The organism is Paenibacillus sp. NPDC056722, assembly GCF_042790635.1.
In the GTDB taxonomy this organism is placed as follows: domain Bacteria; phylum Bacillota; class Bacilli; order Paenibacillales; family Paenibacillaceae; genus Paenibacillus_AQ; species Paenibacillus_AQ agri.
In genome coordinates this window covers 46938-63233 of record NZ_JBHTYV010000011.1, presented here as the reverse complement: position 1 = coordinate 63233, position 16296 = coordinate 46938, and the positions used below count along the sequence as shown (strand labels likewise).

Genomic DNA, 16296 nt, shown 5'->3' with positions numbered 1-16296 from the left:
TGCTGATATGCCCAAAAGAATGCTTGCGCTTGACGTAACGTCAAGCGATAAGCTGATGCTAGAAAGCCACTTTTTATTATTCTAACTAGAAGGAGCTACACACCAATGAAAAAACTTAGTGTTGCATTAATTTCTCTATCCTTGCTTACCTCTGCATTTTCTTCTGTTCAAGCAGCAGAGAAAGCTCTATCTGTAGGACTCAACGGAGAGCAGATCCGGTTCAGCAAATCTGCACCGATCATCGAAAAAGGGGTGACACTCGTTCCCATGCGTATCCTTCTGGAGAAGCTGGGCGTCCAAGTGAAATGGGATCAAGCGACCCGTACCGTTAGCGGTTCGAAAGAAGGTCTCTCCTTCTCCCTGAAGATTGGCAGCACTAATGCTACTGCAAACGGCAAAGCAGTCAAACTCGATGTAGCACCAAAGCAAATCGGGAATGAAACGTATGTGCCGCTCCGCTTTGCCGCTGAAACTGCAGGCTATCAGGTGGCCTGGAATCCGTCACTGCACCAGGTGATGCTGACCTCTGGGAAACAGTCAGAAGGAAGCCATGGCTTTATGTGGAAGGTAGAGAACAAAGGCAACACCGTTTATCTGTTAGGTACAGTTCACGTAGCCGACGATAGCATGTACCCGCTGCGTCCAGAGATTGAGCGTGCGCTCAATGATGCTGATGATTTGAGCGTAGAGGTTGACATGTCAAAGATTGATCCCAAAGAAGTACAACAACAGTTAATGGAACTGGGCTTTTATAAAGACGGGGATACGTTGAGTAATCATGTCTCCGCAGAAACGTATGCAAAACTTAAATCATTCTTGAACGCCCGTGAAATGCCGGAAAATAGCTTTGATAACTTAAAGCCGTGGGTGATCCAGGGACAGATTAGTTACTCTAATATTGCAGATGACGGCTTAGAAACGGGAATGGGTATTGACCTGTACCTTATTAATAAGGCCAACAAAGCGAAAAAGCCTGTTATTTCGCTGGAAACTACGGAAGGAAATTACCGGCTTAATAATAGCTACTCCGACGCTCTACAGGAAAGAATTCTACTCCTAGCTTTGGATCCAAAATCTGTGGTTCCCCCTGCTCCAGATGTTCCTGTGGATTTCTTCCCTAAAATATGGAAAGAAGGAGATTATAACGCCCTGGCTGAAGCAAGCAAATCAACTGGCTGGGATCCTGAATATTACAAAGGCATAATGTCTGATCGCAATGTAGCAATGTTCGAGAAGATTAAAGACTATCTGAACAGTGATAAAAAACAAACTCATTTGGTTGCAGTGGGGTCTGGGCACATGCTGGGCGACAAGGGGATTGTTCCATTGCTGGAGCAGGCAGGCTTTAAGGTGAAAAAACATTAGCATGTAGATGATCATCGTTCAAAATACTAAAGGGCTAACCGTGAGGTTAGCCCTTTTTAAAGTTCAAAGAAGTGCTTGCCCCTGACGTAACTTCAGGTGCTATACTGGCGCTAGAAAGGGGGTGGGCACGATAAGTAAGACGTATTATACGATTGGTTCATTTGCAAAACTGACCTCGACCACGGAAGGAACGCTGCGCTTTTATGAGCGGAAGGGGTTACTCAAGCCGAGCGGCTACAATGAAAAGGGACATCGTATCTATTCCGATGACGAATTGTTCCGGCTCCATCAAATATTAAACTTAAAATATTTTGATTACTCTTTAGATGAAATCAGCAAGTATTTGGAGCAGGACAGCAAGGATTTTCATGGTTCTCTGGAGATGCAACATGAGTTGTTGCTACAGAAGCAGCAGCATATCCAGCGCGTTGTGGCTACGATTGAAAGAGTTAGAGAGATCGTTAAGGATAACGATACGATTGATCCTGGGCTCCTCATGCTGATGATTCGTTCTGTTCAGCATGAGGAGGAGCAGAGACAGTGGCTCTCCGGTCGTTTGCCGGATACGCTTGTACAATCGATATTTATGAGCGAAGCAAGCCCGGAAGAACGGACCCAGCTAGAACGTGAGATCACAATAGGTCTTAATGATCTGCTCATCCTGTCCAAGCAAGGGCTACAGCCGGAACATCACCTTGTGCAGGAGCGTGCGCTTGCTCTAATGCAAATCATCGAGGAGTGGTTTGGAGAATCGCTACAAGGGCTGGGGACCAGCGAAATTGGGAGCGCATTGGAGGAGACGAATTGGCAGCTCTACCCGGGCAGCTTCCCGCCTGATTTTAAGAACTACCTATATAAAGTATTTACCAATCTTAATGGACGAAGTGGAGAGTGAGACATGGAAGCATCTATTCAAACGGATGTAACAAAACAAGTAAAAGCAGCACCCATTCTTATTTCTTTATTATTAGGCGCCTTCATTGGCATGTTTAGCGAAACAGCCCTAAATATTGCACTTCCAGAGCTTATGAAGCAGTTACAAGTCGGCCCGACTACTATCCAGTGGCTGACTACAGGTTATATGTTAGTACTAGGTATTTTAGGTCCAGTGTCTGGTCTGCTGCTTCAATGGTTTACAACGAGACAACTATTTATTGCTGCGCTCTCTTTTTCAACACTAGGCTCAATCATTGCTGGATTAGCGCCTAATTTTGAAGTGCTTCTGGTGGCACGTTTTTTCCAGGCCGCTGGTCTGGCCTTACTTTTACCCCTTATGATGAATGCCATACTGATTCTTTTCCCGGCGGAGAAGCGCGGTGCAGCTATGGGATTGATGGGACTTGTATTGACGCTTGCGCCTGCTTCTGGTCCAACCGTTGCCGGCTTAATTATTGAAAAGCTGTCTTGGCATTGGATTTTCTGGATTTCCGGCACAGTTCTTTTTATCTCACTAATCTTCGGCATAATCTTCTTGAAAAATATATCCGTGATTACACGTCCGAAAATTGATATCCTTTCGCTACTGCTTTCGACAATCGGCTTTGGCAGTCTATTATTCGGCTTCAGCAAAGCCGGCGAGAGTGGCTGGAGTAGTATGTTGGTTATATCTTTTATAATTGTCGGCGTAGCAGCACTTATTCTCTTCACTTGGCGTCAATTGAGTATAGAATCACCGATCATGAATCTCCGTACGTTCCGTTTTCCAATGTTTAGTTTGTCGGTGGTGCTATTCATTGTAGTGATGATGCTGCTTTTGTCATCTATGCTGTTGCTGCCGATGCTTTTACAGAACGGTCTTGGAAAAAACACCTTACAGGCCGGACTGCTCTTGCTACCTGGTACGCTCATTAGTGGTATAATGGGTCCTCTTATGGGTAAAATGTTTGATAAGTATGGACCAAGAAGGCTAATTATACCTGGTCTGATTTTAATTGGTGCCGTTATGTTTCTCTTCTCAACGATTACGGTGAATACCCCAACCGTGTTTATTGTTGCCTTGCACTGTACATTATTGTTAGCTTTGTCGATGGTCATGATGCCAGCACAAACCAATGGGATGAACCAGTTGCCGGCTGAATTTTATCCACACGGTACAGCAATAATGAGTACGCTGCAGCAAGTGGCTGGAGCGATTGGCAGTGCGCTGGCGATGACGATGCTAGCGACAGGTCAAGTAAACTATTTGCGTGATCAAGGATTTGATATGAGTAATGGGCTTAATCTTGCTCAACTAGATTCTGCGATGTTAGCTCATTTGCCTTCTTCCTTTGTTTTTGGCATCAAAGGCGCCTTTATTTTTGCTGGTGTCATGTCGATTATCGCCCTGTTCATCTCGTTATTTATGAAGCGTGTCAAACCAAACGAACAAGAGGCAGGATTAAATCAACCTGAAAGTGGTACTGTTCTCCATTAGTAAGACAGGCTTCACAGGCACCTTGCCAGTTTAATCAGTCAGTCGCCGGAAATCCAACGGTGGCTGGCTATTTTGTTTACCCAGAAAATCCTACTCGTTATGGGGAGTTTGAACTAATATGGAGATCTTTTTTAATTAGAGTCCAAAAAAAGGACTTGAGGTTAAAGTAACTTTAAGCTTTATACTGAAACTAGAAAGGGGCTGAGTAAGATGAGTAAGAAGCATTATACCGTTGGTTCATTCTCGAAATTGACCTCAACGTCGACACCTACTTTGCGATATTATGACCGCAAGGGGCTGCTCAAGCCAAGCGGATACACCGAGGGTGGATACCGTACTTATTCTGATGAGGATTTGTTCCGACTCCATCAAATATTGGCTTTAAAATATTTAGATTACTCCTTGGAAGATATCAGCGAGTATTTGGAGCAGGACGGCAAGGATTTTAATGCTTCTCTGAAGCTGCAATATGGGCTGCTGCTGAAGAAGCAGCAGCATATTCAGCGCATTGTGGATACGGTTGAACGGGCAATAGCAATCGTTGATGATAACGACACGATTGATCCAGGACTTATTCTGATGATGGTTCGTTCCATTCAGCATGAGGAGGAGCAGAAGCAATGGCTCTCCGAACGTCTGCCGGATACATTCGTACAATCGGTGTTACTAAGTGGATTGAGCCCGGAAGAACGAGATCAGGTAGAACGTAAGATCATGATAACGGTGAACGATCTGCTCGTGATGTCCAAGCAAGGGCTACCACCGGAACATCACCTTGTGCAGGAGCGTGCGCTTACTATAAAGCTGATAATCGAGCAGATGTTGGGCGAATCGCTACAGGAACTGGAGACGATCGAAACGCTAATAGCGCTAGGGGAGTGGGATCTGCAGCTTTTTCCGAAATTCGAACCGGAACTTATGAACTACTTGGTTGAAGCGTTAGTTCATCTGCTCAGTCATGATATCCCTAGTTCTTGAAGTATTCGATGTTGAAATCTAAAAAACAAGAGCAAATGAAAGAAAATACTAATGTATAGTGGGAGTGTTTATGATGTCAAATAATAGGGACATGCTGCAAGAATCTTCGGATCCCGCCCTTCGAGTTCGTCCCCGTGTACGATGGGGTGTTCTCACCTATTTCCTCTACAGCGCAGTCTTCTACGCGATCTTTGTGCTCAATGGTGTCGACTACCCGCGAATAGGCGAGAGTGCGCAGACCCTTCTTCTCTGGTACGTAATACCACTGTCCGGCGGTGCCGTGCTGACCATCACAATGGTCACGATCTACGGATGGTGGCGCCCCAGTCTGCTGGAAAGGCAGCGTCTTTCACGATGGACGATGACTCTTCCGATCATCATGATGGTCATCGCGATCGTGAACATGCTGATCGGTGACTTCAGCCGTTTCACGCCCCTCATGTGGCTGTATCTCATTGTGGGTAGTATCTTGGTCGGCTTCAATGAGGACATGATCAACCGGGGTCAGTTGATAGTCGCTCTGCGCAGCCGCTTCGGTGAAACCGGGGTCTGGCTGCTTGCAACCGCGATGTTCGCAGTCTTCCACCTGCCGAACATCTTCCTGGGCATCGGGGCGGGTGCCTTGTTCCAGGTATTGATCGCTTTCGGCCTCGGTTCGATCTTCTATCTTGCCCGGAGGTCTACCGGATCGCTCGTGTTCGCCATGCTCCTGCACGGACTTTGGGACTTTAGCATTTTTTCTACGAATGGCTCGTCGTCGTTTCCTCTCGCTGGTGCACTAGCTCCGGTGTTGGCGATCGCTGCAGCGATTACGGTTCCGATTATCCTCCGCCGCGAAAGAGGGCGCGATAGCGCCCAAAGCGTGTCAAGACCCGTCGCCTGATTCATCTGTGAAAGAAGACGATAAAATGCACATTGCCCCATAGAACAGAATTACTCTCTGCTAAAATAGAATATGCTTAAAAAGGAAAGCTGCGGGTTATTAACCTCGCAGCTTTTTTGCAACACAAACGCTTTTATTTTTGCTGATCTAATGACGATGATTGCCCTCTCACTAGGATGGAAAGGAGTCAGGCCTTACCGGTTTTCGCTTAGCAGGGCAACCAAATCTCAATTTTCGTACCTTGCCACACTTTGGATTGAACAAGGATTTCTCCGCCATGCGCTTCCACGATGGTTTTGGCGATGCTCATCCCGAGCCCGGTGCCTTCCGTCTTCTCTTCAGTATTGGTTCCCCGGTAATAGCGTTTGAACAAATGATGGAGCGTCTCCTCGTCCATCCCTTTGCCATTATCGATTACCCGTATGCATGCCTTGTTGTCCACTTTACGGATGGAGACGGTAACGACCACGCCTGGCGGGTTATGCTTCACGACGTTGGACAGCAGGTTATCCATCAGCCGCTGTAGCCAAATCTCATCTGCCTTTACCAGTAGGGGAAGCTCATCCCCAACGTAGTGAAACTGATATTCCGACATGATGGCGTCGTTCACGTACTTCAGTACAGAGCAGCGTATCAACTCATCCAGATCCATTTCGCGAAGCTCCATGATCGAATCTCCCTGTTTAAGCTGATGAATCATAGAAAAGTCGGAGATCAGCTCAAGCATATACTCTCCCTTTTCCCGAATTGTCGTGCCCATAGTCCGCATATCCTCGTTACTCCATTCAGGCAAACTCTCCAGCATATAACCATAACCTTGAATCGTAGCGAGGGGCGTACGCAGATCATGCGAGATCCCTGACATCCACTCCGATTGCGTCTTTTCCAGCCGTTCTCGTTCCTTCTCAGTTTGAGCCAATTGATCGGCCATTCGATAGAAGGATTCTATCACTTCTTTATAGAGTCTGTAACGAATTCGTATCGTGCCGTTGCGGCGAAATATTTTGCGCTTATCCTTGGCGGTCAGCACCTCGTTGTATTGTCCTCGTCCCATCCGTTCGAACCAGCCTGCGAACAAAATCAGCGGCTGACCGTAGCGATTACCATGCCAGATGGAGATGGTCACCGCCAAGAGCAGGACAAGACCTGCAAACCAGGTGAGGTTATGCGTTGCCGAATCATACACAGGGTGCTTCAATGGTTTTCCTGCTGTATTGGTTGTATAGAGAATCCATTTCATGCCACTCCGCTCGTCTCGATGAGTGACAATATTCGTGTCATAGTAGCTCGGTGATTGCTGGATCGTCAGAAGATCTAGCGGACGATAAGCTTTCTGTTCGTAAGCTTTATCGCCGATGCCTTGTACAATATGGCTCTCAAGGTCGATTACCTGCAGGTAGGAGCCAGTCTCGCGCAGCTGCTGCTCCAGGAGAGGAAGCGTGTCGCTTCGCACCTTTCCCTGTTGCCCATAGGCATTGAACCAGGACATGAGCTGATCAAGTTCAGAACTATGGTAGCCCAGTATGTACAGCAGCGGCCCGTTAGAAGCAAAATTTAACTGAGTGTGTACGGCATACGTCCCAATCGTGCGTGTTTCTTGGATATCCAGCAGTCCGGCGGTGGAGTAAGAGACCGGTAGTGATGGATGCGAAACGCTATTGACGTTGTAGATTACTTCTCCTTCAGCATTGACAACCTGCAGCCACATTCCTTTCTCCGTGATGAGCTTGTCCCACTCGGGGGAGAGCTGAATCGCACCGTTCTTAGAAGTTGCTTCTTGGGCAATAAGCTGCAAAGCGCCATCCGGAAAGTTTCGTCGTAAATCATTATTCGTTATGTTCTGGTAGAACAGGACGCTGGCAGCCAAAGAGAGGGCGAGAATTACCAGGGCATAAAAGATCAGTTGGTATGTGAAGTGAAAAGCCATACGTTGTTGGATCTTCATCGCTCCTGCGATTCCTTTACCAGTTTGTAGCCGAGCCCACGTACGGTAAGCAAAAGCTTAGGATTGCCGGGATCAATCTCAATCCGCTCCCGGATGCGCCGGATATGCACCATCACGGTGGAATCGTCGCCCTGTCCGTTGATTCCCCAAACCTTGTCGTAGAGCTGTGTTTTGGAGAATACCACCCCGGGAAACTTACAGAAGTGCAGCAACAGCTGGAAGACCTGTGCGGGACAAGGAACGGGCTGTCCCTCCACGATCAGCTCGCCTTCCGCCTCGTTGACGGTGAAGCGGCCGAACCGGTAAACCCCTGAATCAGGTCGCTTCACTGGATTTGCTATGGGAGCTTCCTGCTCCAAACGGCGTATGCGTGCCTGAATTCTCGCGGTCACTTCGAGGGGATTGAATGGTTTCGTAATATAATCGTCCCCGCCCATGGCAAAGCCGCGCAGAACATCGAGATCGGAAGCCTTGGCAGTCAAAAACAAAATATGCGGATTCCCGTATTCGCGGAGCTTGGAGCAGAGATCCAGTCCGCTGCCGTCGGGGAGCATAATGTCGAGTAGAACGATGTCAGGGGCTATACGCTCCGCTAAGTCGAGTGCTTCTGCACAGGTGGAAGCTGCGTACAGCTGATGGAATCCTTCCCTGCGAAGCACCATTTGCAGCATCGTGACAATCGAAGGTTCGTCGTCGACGATTGCGATTTTAATATCAGATAGATTTCTCATCATTTTCACCCCTTACCATAGTAGCCTACTCACATTAACAGAACCTAAACTGAGGCAGCAAACTTAAGCTAATGTTTATCTATTCGTTTAGGCTCTGTTTCACTGGGGCTGGTAGGATAGCATTAATAAAGAAATAGGTTCAGAGCAACGGACAACACTCTAGTTGTTCTTAGGAGGTAGTCACTTGATTATTACAACCACCGCAATCGTGACTGGTTCCCCAGTAAGGGAGTATATCGGCGTGGGCACCAATTACGCAGTTGTCCGCCAAGACATGATGATGGTCGCTGTCAGTGGAAGGGCAGTTATTATCTAATTTCCCTGAAACATCTTTCTACTATATAAACTCATAAAAAGGAGCTTACAGCAGATGAAAAAACTTAGCGCTACAATACTATCCTTAAGCTTACTTACCTCTGGACTCTCATCCGTTCATGCAGCAGAAAAGGCTTTATCCGTATCACTGAATGGTCAGCAAATCCAGTTCAGTAAGTCTGCACCGATCGTTGAAAAAGGAGTGACACTTGTCCCGGTACAGCCACTACTGGAGAAGCTGGGTGTTCAAGTGAAATGGGATGCCAAGACCCGTACCTTAAGCGGTACCAAGGTTGGACTCACGTTATCCCTTAAAGTAGGTAGCACGAGTGCAACTGTCAACGGAAAAGCAATCAAGCTGGATGCAGCGCCAAAGCAAATCCAGAATGTAACGTATGTGCCGCTCCGGTTTATCGCTGAAACAGCAGGCTACAAAGTTGCCTGGAATCAGTCGCTGCGCCAGGTCAGCCTTACCTCGAAGCAGCAGCCTTCCAATGGAGTTGCAGCAACTAGACTACAAGACGACTTCTATGAAGCAGTAAATGCGAAATGGAAGGCATCGACCGTAATACCGGCAGGTAAAGTAATCATAGGCGGATTAAGTGACCTTGATGCTGTAGTAAGAAAACAGCTGTTGAAGGATATAACAAAGATGTCGGCTGAAGGACGCGACAAAACAGATGACGAGCTCGGCAACATGATTAAGTACTATAAACTTGCCGCTGATCGGGGAACCCTGAACAAACAGGGATATGAAGCCATTAAAGGTGACATTGCAAAAATTAAATTGATAAACAGTTTGGCGGATTTTGCAAAAAATCAAAAAGATCTCTATGTTCGAGGTCTCTCCTTACCCTTTACTTTGGATATCTTGTCCGATATGAAGGATGCAACGAGAACGATCCTGTACATCAATTCCCCTAAACCGAAATTTGAAAAGAGTATGTATACACCTGACAATCCTCAGGGTCAAGCAATGGTAGGGCTATACAAGAACATGCTGGCAGATCTATTGGTGAGTGTTGGGGAAACCAAAGAAGCAGCAGAACGAATTGCCGGTGAAGCGGTAGCATTCGAAGCAGAATTTGCCCAATATACAATGACGGCAGAAGATCAGAGTAACGTTGAATCCTTTTATACTCCAAAAACATTGAAAGAGCTAAAGGTATATAGTAAAAATATTGATCTCGAACAATTTATCGTCGATGTAACGGGTAAAACACCAGAGAAGGTCTCATTGATGAAAATGGATTATTTCAACAATCTGGATAAGTTTATTAATGAGAAAAATTGGGAGAAAATGAAAAGCTGGACCTACGCCACTTTTGTATTAAACTCTGCGACTCTACTATCCGATGAAATGATAGCAAAATCTACGCAATTGAGCAGAGGGGCCGCCGGCCAGGAACAAACGGCAGTAACGGATGACACGATCTACGATATTGTCAACGCTAATTTCAAAGAGGTTGCTGGACAATACTATGGCAAGACTTATCTTGGAGAACAAGCAAAGCAGGATATTTCCAAGATGGCAGACAATATGATTGGCGTTTACAAAAATAAGTTCCTGAAAAATGACTGGATGTCTGAGCAGACGAAAAAAGAAGCGATTAAAAAACTGGATCATTTGAAAGTGCACATTGGTTATCCGGACAAACTGGATGAAATGTATGATTCGCTTAAGGTCGATGCGGGCAAGACATTGTATGAGAACAACCAGGCGATCCAAGCAGTCCTTACGAAAAGCAAATTTGCAAAAATTGATCAGCTCATTGACCGGAACGAGTGGAGAATAGCAGCAAACACAGCGAATATGATCTCCGAACCGCTGACCAACACCATTACATTCCCAGCTGCGGCTCTTCAGGCGCCATTCTATGATAAAAATCAAAGTGCAAGCCAGAATTACGGCGCTATAGGTGCGGTTATCGGGCATGAAATCTCTCACACCTTTGATTCCAATGGCTCCAAATTTGATGGGATTGGAAATCGGACCAACTGGTGGACAGCCGAAGACTTTAAGAAATTCGAAGCCAAAACTAAGGCTGTTGTTGACCAATATAACAAATTAGAGTATCTGGGCCAAAAAATCAACGGACAACGGACACTTCCAGAAAATATTGCCGACATTGCCGGACTGCAGGTTGCGCTTGAAGCCGCTAAACAATTGCCTGATGCAAATCTGGAAGAGTTCTATAAATCATGGGCAACTGTGTGGAGACAGAAGGTTGTTCCTGAAATTGAACCATTGCTGCTAGCCATCGATCCTAATCCGCCTGTAAAATTCAGGGTAAATGTCGTGGTTGGTAACACTGATGATTTCTACACGACATTTGGCGTCAAAGAAGGCGACCAGATGTACAGAGCTCCTAAGGACAGAATTAAAATTTGGTAAAATAGGGTCTGAATAAAAATGAAAGCTGCGGGGGTATTAACCTCGCAGCTTTTTTTGCGCCTAAGACGCTTTTATTGTCGCTGGTCTAATGACGTTGTTGCTTATGGCCCTCTTTTGTTGAAGCAAGAGTGCTCGCCCATAACGTTACGTACAACGCTATATTGGTACAAGAAAGGGGCTGGAAAAGATAAGTAAGACGCATTATACCATTGGTTCACTCGCCCAATTGACCTCTCTTGGTAGGATCGGTAAGTATCTGGGGCAGGGAGGGTAAGGAGTATCAAAGTGTAATTAACGGCATTTTTGTACCTTAAATCCTCTACAGCTGAGGGTTAGTGGAGATTAAGTGCAATATTGTACCTTAAATTTTCCAGAATACCCTGTCCAGGGTACTTTTTCGGAAAATAAGATACAATAATGCCCTTATTTACCTCATTTGTCTATTTTAAAGTAAAATAAGGTGCAAAAATGCCGTTAGTTGAGGATGTAGCCTCCTTTTCATTGTTCAAACGGTTAGTTAAGGAGGTGTCCCTCTTTGTCACTATTAAGACGACTGGTGAAGGAGGATTTGAGATTGGCAAAAAAAGAATCGTTTCATGACACGACAGGCTAACCGTTAAGTTGGCTCTTTCTTTTATGGTGTTACAGTAGATGTGGGGCAAATGTTACTATTGGTACTGTTGATTTTAAATTATAGGAATAAACAAGAAAAATAAATGATTTTAAAATAAAAACGACAGATATTCAGTTACTTATACATGTAAAACAAGGAATTAATCCTATAAACTATAAATCGTTAGAATTTATAGATTAGAGGTGTTATTCATATGAACCGAAATACGGCCTCGGCCTCACAGCCTGGCACGGGTAATAGTTCGACTGACCGGTTTCCATTGGGGGGATTACTGGCTTTGGCGATGACAGGTTTTATCTGTATCTTAACCGAAACGCTTCCAGCAGGTTTATTGCCCCAGATCAGCAATGGACTGGGAATTTCAGAAGCACTCGCCGGCCAACTCATCACCTTATATGCCCTAGGTTCTACCTTAGCGGCAATACCGCTAATTACCGCTACGCGCGGGTGGCGAAAACGGTCGTTGTTGCTGATGTGTATCGTTGTTTTTCTTGTGTTCAACACGATTACAAGTCTATCCTCCAACTATATATTGACACTCACTGCCCGTTTCTTCGCGGGGGTGTCCGGAGGTGTGGTATGGGGAATAACAGCAGGCTATGCACGCCGTATGGTTCACGAATCTCTGAGGGGGCGGGCGCTCGCAGTGGCGATGATCGGTTCTCCACTTGGGCTTCTGCTTGGTGTTCCCATTGGAACATTTGCCGGGGGCTTTATAGGGTGGAGACTTGTCTTTGGGATTACATCTCTGCTATCGCTGCTGCTTATTGTTTGGGTAATCAAGGGGGTACCGGATTTTCCAGGGCAAGTTGGTCAGCAGCGGCTTCCCCTTCGTGAAGTGTTCTTCATACCTGGGGTGCGCTCCATTCTCTTTGTTGTGTTGTTCTGGGTACTTGCGCATAACGTCCTCTACACCTATATTGCACCGTTTCTTGCACTGGCAGGACTCTCTGGGCGAGTAGACCTGATCCTTCTTTTATTTGGTATTGCTTCTGTTGTTGGCATTTGGATAACAGGCACGATGATCGACCGTTGGCTGAGAATGCTTACCTTATTCAGCCTGGCTGGTTTCTCCGTAGCATCTGTTTTGCTGGGAATCGGCAGTGGTCAACCTGTGATCATTTATTTCAGTATTGCATTGTGGGGGCTGACGTTTGGGGGAGCAGCGACATTACTTCAAACAGCGGTCGCAGAAACGGCTGGCGAAAATGCCGATGTAGCTCAGTCCATGCTGGTAACAAGTTGGAACATAGCCATCGGGGGTGGCGGTATGATTGGCGGCATCCTGCTTGGAACCCTTGGTATCCATAATTTCCCTTGGGTAGTGCTCATCCTGCTCTTGCTAGCTCTATTTGTAACAGTGCGTGCCAGAGAGCATGGATTTCGAAGTATGAAACATTGAAGGCCGAATTCTATGAAAATAACTAGCCGTAGTGTTATTGTCATGAATAGCAAAAAAAGAAATCCGGTTTGAATGCCGGATTTCTTTTTTTTTATAATTTCTAATTCTTGTCGACAAGCATTTTTGTATCTTCAGAGATGAAGAATTTATGGTCAATAGGTGATGACATGACAATTAGAATGGTATAAGTTCCGTATTTATCGCACTTATCTCCGAATTTCTCCAGTGACTGTATGGAATCAGTAACGACTTTCAACATGTAGTTGTATTCTCCGCTTATCCGATGACATTCAATGACTTCAGGAGCGGAGCGGCAAAATTCAATAAAGCCGTCACAGTCTCTTGTATGAAGCAGCATGTAAGCTGCGGCCTGTCGCCCGACCTTTGCGGGTGAAACAATCGTACGATACTGTTCGATGACGCCCTTTTCCTCCAAACGCTTCACTCTTTCCGTTACAGCCGGTTGTGACAGGCCGACGGATTTGCCGAGCTCTGTCATAGGAATTCGCGCTTGATGTTGAAGGTGGTACAGGATATTCAAGTCAATCTGATCCATGGTTAGACCCTCCTTTTAAAATTAAGGTGTTATTGGTAAATGAATTGATTTTCATTTGAGAGATAGTCCCTTTTCAGGAGAAACTCATGCTATTACTGGAATACTCATTATGATTATAAACCGTCTAAATAAGAGGAATCAATTATATAAGCAGGTTCAAAGATAAGGAACTGTTGACTATGACGATCGTCATAATATATGATTATGATGGTCGTCATAATCGTGCTAAAAAAAGGAGAGTTACACTATGCCAATGATCGATGTGTACACACCAGAGAATCTTTTCCCAGCAGGTGCAGAAAATGAATTAGGAACAGCATTAGCCCATGCAATTCTTAGAGCCGAAGGTGTTGCTTCACCTAGCCCATTTCATTTGGACAATACAGCAGTTTTTATACATCGCCTTAAAGCCACAGATATTCATACCGGAAATACAAACTCAGCGAATAATGTGCGAGTCCAAATTATTACACCACCAGGTGTACTTAATCGTGAGGGGCAGAAGCAGATTACGAAGGAAGCGACAGAAATTGTAGCGCGGATTGCTGGTGATGATACGCTGCTCAAGCATACCTGGGTGATACTTACAGAAGCTTCCGAAGGTGGTTGGGGGATGCAGGGAACTGCTTTTGGTGTTGAAGAATTTAGTGCATTGGCAGCTCGTGCAGCTGCTGCTAAAGCGGCTCAGGAAGCCAAGAAGGATTAAAAATTCACAAAAAAATTTTTGGCCTGTAAAACTGCATGTTCCAATTCGGAATGGCAGATTACAGGCCAAGTTTTTTAGGTAGAAGAACCTTGCTTTCAAGCGGATATTATTCCGTTTCCCGTTGTGAGCTGGATGCACTCTTAACCATAATCAGTAGCTGCTCTGCTACTGTATCGAAGGTATCGAATGACTTTTGCGCTTTACTAATGGCTACAGCCCCTTCGCAGGAAGCAATGAGGACACTTGCCAGTCCCTTTGCTTTGCCTAGGTCCAGCCCACCGGCAGATAGCATGGCTGTTAAGCGGTCTCCCCATTGATGGAACACCGTTGCGGCTTCATCCAACAAGTCTGATGAGTCCGATCCTACAGTGACCGCGAGCACAGAACAACCCATTTCAAAGTTAGAGTGGCTTAACAACATTCTCCACAGTGAAATGAACTTCTCGGCTACGATTTCAGCGGGTTGTCCTTCAAAGGTACTTAGATAGCTTATAGCGCGTTTTCCAGCCAGATCTATAGCTTCCTTGACCAGTTGATCTTTACCTTCAGGAAAATGATGATAAATCGAGCCTCTTGGCGCTCCGGTGGCTTTCATAATTTCAGAAAATGAGGTGGCATGCACGCCTCGTTGTCCTAGGAGCTGTATGGCACCTTCAATCATTAGTTCTCGAGTGTTTAGAGTCATATTTAACACCTTTCTTTTGCCTATGCTCATCCAAGCTCATTAGCTTCTATAGTAACGATTGTACATTTCAAATATGCAAACGTACAGAGTAGAGACATCAAGAAACATGAAGGCCTTCCAAATAATTATGTAGGAATTGTACTATAGAATGTCGATTTTGTTAGCTGTAACAGAGGATGGAATTCTATAGAGTGGTAGATATTATACGATTTTTTACAAATCATAATTGGGAGGTAATCTTCATGAGTAATCAAGGATTAGTTCAGCAACAACAATGGTTCGTCAATCAAAGATTTGGTATGTTCATTCATTTTAATAGTGCTACATTTCAGTTTGCAGATACAGAAGTGGAAGATTGGGAATATGGCCACGAAAATAACGATAAACCCCGCAGATTTATTTTCGATCCTAAGGATTGGAATCCGACTCAGTTGAACTGTGCTCAATGGGCCAAGGCTGCCAAATCTGCAGGGATGAAGTTTGCTGCGATGACAGCGAAGCATCATGAAGGGTTCAGCCTGTGGCCGACAAAATATACCGAACATTCTGTGGGAAATGCGACGCTAAAATCCGACGTAGTTAAGGAGTATCTTGATGCATTCAGGCAAGAAGGGATTGAAGCAGGTCTTTATTTCTCCGCACTCGATCTGCATCACCAAATCGGCCGGAGGAAATGTACGCCTGAAGACAAGCAGTTTATTAAAAATCAAATTGAGGAACTGCTGACCGGTTACGGGGAAATCCCGTTCCTGATCATCGATGGGTGGAATGCTCCTTGGGGCGGCCCAAGCTACGAAGATCTTCCTTTTGAGGAAATTGACGCTTTGGTCAAAGGACTTCAACCACAGTGCTTGTTGATGAATATTGGCTGCGAGTCTGGCGTAGAGCAAACGGACATTGCCTTTTTTGAGAATGCTGCAGGGCAAGAGGTGGATAACTCTTTTAACGGTCCCGGAGCGAGCTGCAACATATTAACGAAGACTTGGTTCTGGAGAACATCAGATACCACTATGGAGCTTAGAACCGCTGACTGGGCATTGGAGAAAATCGTTGAATGTAACAAACACAATGTATCATTCTTACTTAATGGTGCGCCGAACCAGCAAGGTGTTCTGGACGATAACATTCTGCAGCGCTTTAAAGAAATCGGCGAACGATATCATCACCCGGCTAATCTCACTACGATTCCGGACAACTGGTCTTATAGAAAATAAGCTTTCACATTTACTAAGGAACTGAAAACAAAATAGATGTTAAAAAATCGCTGCTTGGTTCATTCATTGAACCG

Annotated in this window: 14 protein-coding genes; 10 read left to right on the top strand and 4 right to left on the bottom strand. The window is 45.5% G+C overall.

Going from position 1 to position 16296, the window contains the following annotated elements:
- The first annotated feature begins 105 nt into the window (after window positions 1-105).
- The 5 genes from ACFRAM_RS22200 (at window position 106) to ACFRAM_RS22180 (ending at window position 5639) form a co-directional block, all read left to right on the top strand.
- The gene (locus tag ACFRAM_RS22200; RefSeq protein ID WP_379468145.1) at window positions 106-1365 is read left to right on the top strand and encodes a TraB/GumN family protein; all 1260 of its coding nucleotides are present in this window, start codon (window positions 106-108) and stop codon (window positions 1363-1365) included.
- A gap of 121 nt (window positions 1366-1486) precedes the next feature.
- Window positions 1487-2260, top strand: coding sequence for a MerR family transcriptional regulator (locus ACFRAM_RS22195; protein WP_379468143.1), 774 nt, complete (start codon window positions 1487-1489; stop codon window positions 2258-2260).
- A 3-nt stretch (window positions 2261-2263) separates the two neighbouring features.
- A complete protein-coding gene (locus ACFRAM_RS22190; protein WP_379468141.1) occupies window positions 2264-3778 on the top strand; it encodes a DHA2 family efflux MFS transporter permease subunit in 1515 nt (504 codons plus the stop codon).
- 210 nt (window positions 3779-3988) lie between these two features.
- On the top strand, window positions 3989-4756 hold the full coding sequence (locus ACFRAM_RS22185) for a MerR family transcriptional regulator (RefSeq protein ID WP_379468139.1): 768 nt from the start codon (window positions 3989-3991) through the stop codon (window positions 4754-4756).
- 70 nt (window positions 4757-4826) lie between these two features.
- Window positions 4827-5639 carry a CPBP family intramembrane glutamic endopeptidase gene (locus ACFRAM_RS22180; protein ID WP_379468137.1) on the top strand — a complete coding sequence of 271 codons (813 nt, stop codon included), beginning with the start codon at window positions 4827-4829 and terminating at the stop codon, window positions 5637-5639.
- Between the two features lie 208 nt (window positions 5640-5847).
- On the opposite strand, the gene ACFRAM_RS22175 is transcribed toward ACFRAM_RS22180, so the two are convergent.
- Window positions 5848-7584 carry a sensor histidine kinase gene (locus tag ACFRAM_RS22175; RefSeq protein ID WP_379468134.1) on the bottom strand — a complete coding sequence of 579 codons (1737 nt, stop codon included), beginning with the start codon at window positions 7582-7584 and terminating at the stop codon, window positions 5848-5850.
- On the bottom strand, window positions 7581-8315 hold the full coding sequence (locus ACFRAM_RS22170; protein WP_379468324.1) for a response regulator transcription factor: 735 nt from the start codon (window positions 8313-8315) through the stop codon (window positions 7581-7583). Before ACFRAM_RS22170 ends, ACFRAM_RS22175 begins: the two co-directional genes overlap by 4 nt.
- Before the next feature lie 184 nt (window positions 8316-8499).
- Here ACFRAM_RS22170 and ACFRAM_RS22165 point away from each other — a divergent pair, with 184 nt between their 5' ends.
- From ACFRAM_RS22165 to ACFRAM_RS22155, 3 genes are all read left to right on the top strand, one after another.
- A complete protein-coding gene (locus tag ACFRAM_RS22165; RefSeq protein ID WP_379468132.1) occupies window positions 8500-8631 on the top strand; it encodes a hypothetical protein in 132 nt (43 codons plus the stop codon).
- 54 nt (window positions 8632-8685) lie between these two features.
- Window positions 8686-11025 (top strand): M13-type metalloendopeptidase, encoded by a 2340-nt coding sequence (locus ACFRAM_RS22160; protein ID WP_379468130.1) that lies wholly within the window; start codon window positions 8686-8688, stop codon window positions 11023-11025.
- Window positions 11026-11852: 827 nt separating this feature from the next.
- On the top strand, window positions 11853-13061 hold the full coding sequence (locus tag ACFRAM_RS22155; RefSeq protein ID WP_379468128.1) for an MFS transporter: 1209 nt from the start codon (window positions 11853-11855) through the stop codon (window positions 13059-13061).
- A gap of 100 nt (window positions 13062-13161) precedes the next feature.
- Here the strand turns inward: ACFRAM_RS22155 and ACFRAM_RS22150 are convergent, their stop codons facing one another.
- On the bottom strand, window positions 13162-13617 hold the full coding sequence (locus tag ACFRAM_RS22150; protein WP_379468125.1) for an Lrp/AsnC family transcriptional regulator: 456 nt from the start codon (window positions 13615-13617) through the stop codon (window positions 13162-13164).
- 247 nt (window positions 13618-13864) lie between these two features.
- Between ACFRAM_RS22150 and ACFRAM_RS22145 the strand changes: the two genes are divergently transcribed.
- Window positions 13865-14323 (top strand): tautomerase family protein, encoded by a 459-nt coding sequence (locus ACFRAM_RS22145; protein WP_379468123.1) that lies wholly within the window; start codon window positions 13865-13867, stop codon window positions 14321-14323.
- A gap of 106 nt (window positions 14324-14429) precedes the next feature.
- On the opposite strand, the gene ACFRAM_RS22140 is transcribed toward ACFRAM_RS22145, so the two are convergent.
- Window positions 14430-15008, bottom strand: a complete 579-nt coding sequence (locus tag ACFRAM_RS22140) for a TetR/AcrR family transcriptional regulator (RefSeq protein WP_175372380.1) — start codon at window positions 15006-15008, stop codon at window positions 14430-14432.
- Between the two features lie 242 nt (window positions 15009-15250).
- On the opposite strand from ACFRAM_RS22140, the gene ACFRAM_RS22135 reads away from it, so the two are divergent.
- Entirely contained in the window at window positions 15251-16222 is a 972-nt protein-coding gene (locus tag ACFRAM_RS22135; protein ID WP_379468120.1) for an alpha-L-fucosidase, read from the top strand.
- Window positions 16223-16296 lie beyond the last annotated feature (74 nt).

Excerpts from the sequence above, each read along its gene's own strand:
- ACFRAM_RS22175 (WP_379468134.1), bottom strand. The coding sequence starts at position 7,584 with ATGAAGATCCAACAACGTATGGCTTTTCACTTCACATACCAACTGATC.
- ACFRAM_RS22135 (WP_379468120.1), top strand. The coding sequence starts at position 15,251 with ATGAGTAATCAAGGATTAGTTCAGCAACAACAATGGTTCGTCAATCAA.
- ACFRAM_RS22170 (WP_379468324.1), bottom strand. The coding sequence starts at position 8,315 with ATGAGAAATCTATCTGATATTAAAATCGCAATCGTCGACGACGAACCT.
- ACFRAM_RS22150 (WP_379468125.1), bottom strand. The coding sequence starts at position 13,617 with ATGGATCAGATTGACTTGAATATCCTGTACCACCTTCAACATCAAGCG.
- ACFRAM_RS22160 (WP_379468130.1), top strand. The coding sequence starts at position 8,686 with ATGAAAAAACTTAGCGCTACAATACTATCCTTAAGCTTACTTACCTCT.
- ACFRAM_RS22190 (WP_379468141.1), top strand. The coding sequence starts at position 2,264 with ATGGAAGCATCTATTCAAACGGATGTAACAAAACAAGTAAAAGCAGCA.
- ACFRAM_RS22145 (WP_379468123.1), top strand. The coding sequence starts at position 13,865 with ATGCCAATGATCGATGTGTACACACCAGAGAATCTTTTCCCAGCAGGT.
- ACFRAM_RS22140 (WP_175372380.1), bottom strand. The coding sequence starts at position 15,008 with ATGACTCTAAACACTCGAGAACTAATGATTGAAGGTGCCATACAGCTC.
- ACFRAM_RS22200 (WP_379468145.1), top strand. The coding sequence starts at position 106 with ATGAAAAAACTTAGTGTTGCATTAATTTCTCTATCCTTGCTTACCTCT.
- ACFRAM_RS22155 (WP_379468128.1), top strand. The coding sequence starts at position 11,853 with ATGAACCGAAATACGGCCTCGGCCTCACAGCCTGGCACGGGTAATAGT.
- ACFRAM_RS22180 (WP_379468137.1), top strand. The coding sequence starts at position 4,827 with ATGATGTCAAATAATAGGGACATGCTGCAAGAATCTTCGGATCCCGCC.
- ACFRAM_RS22185 (WP_379468139.1), top strand. The coding sequence starts at position 3,989 with ATGAGTAAGAAGCATTATACCGTTGGTTCATTCTCGAAATTGACCTCA.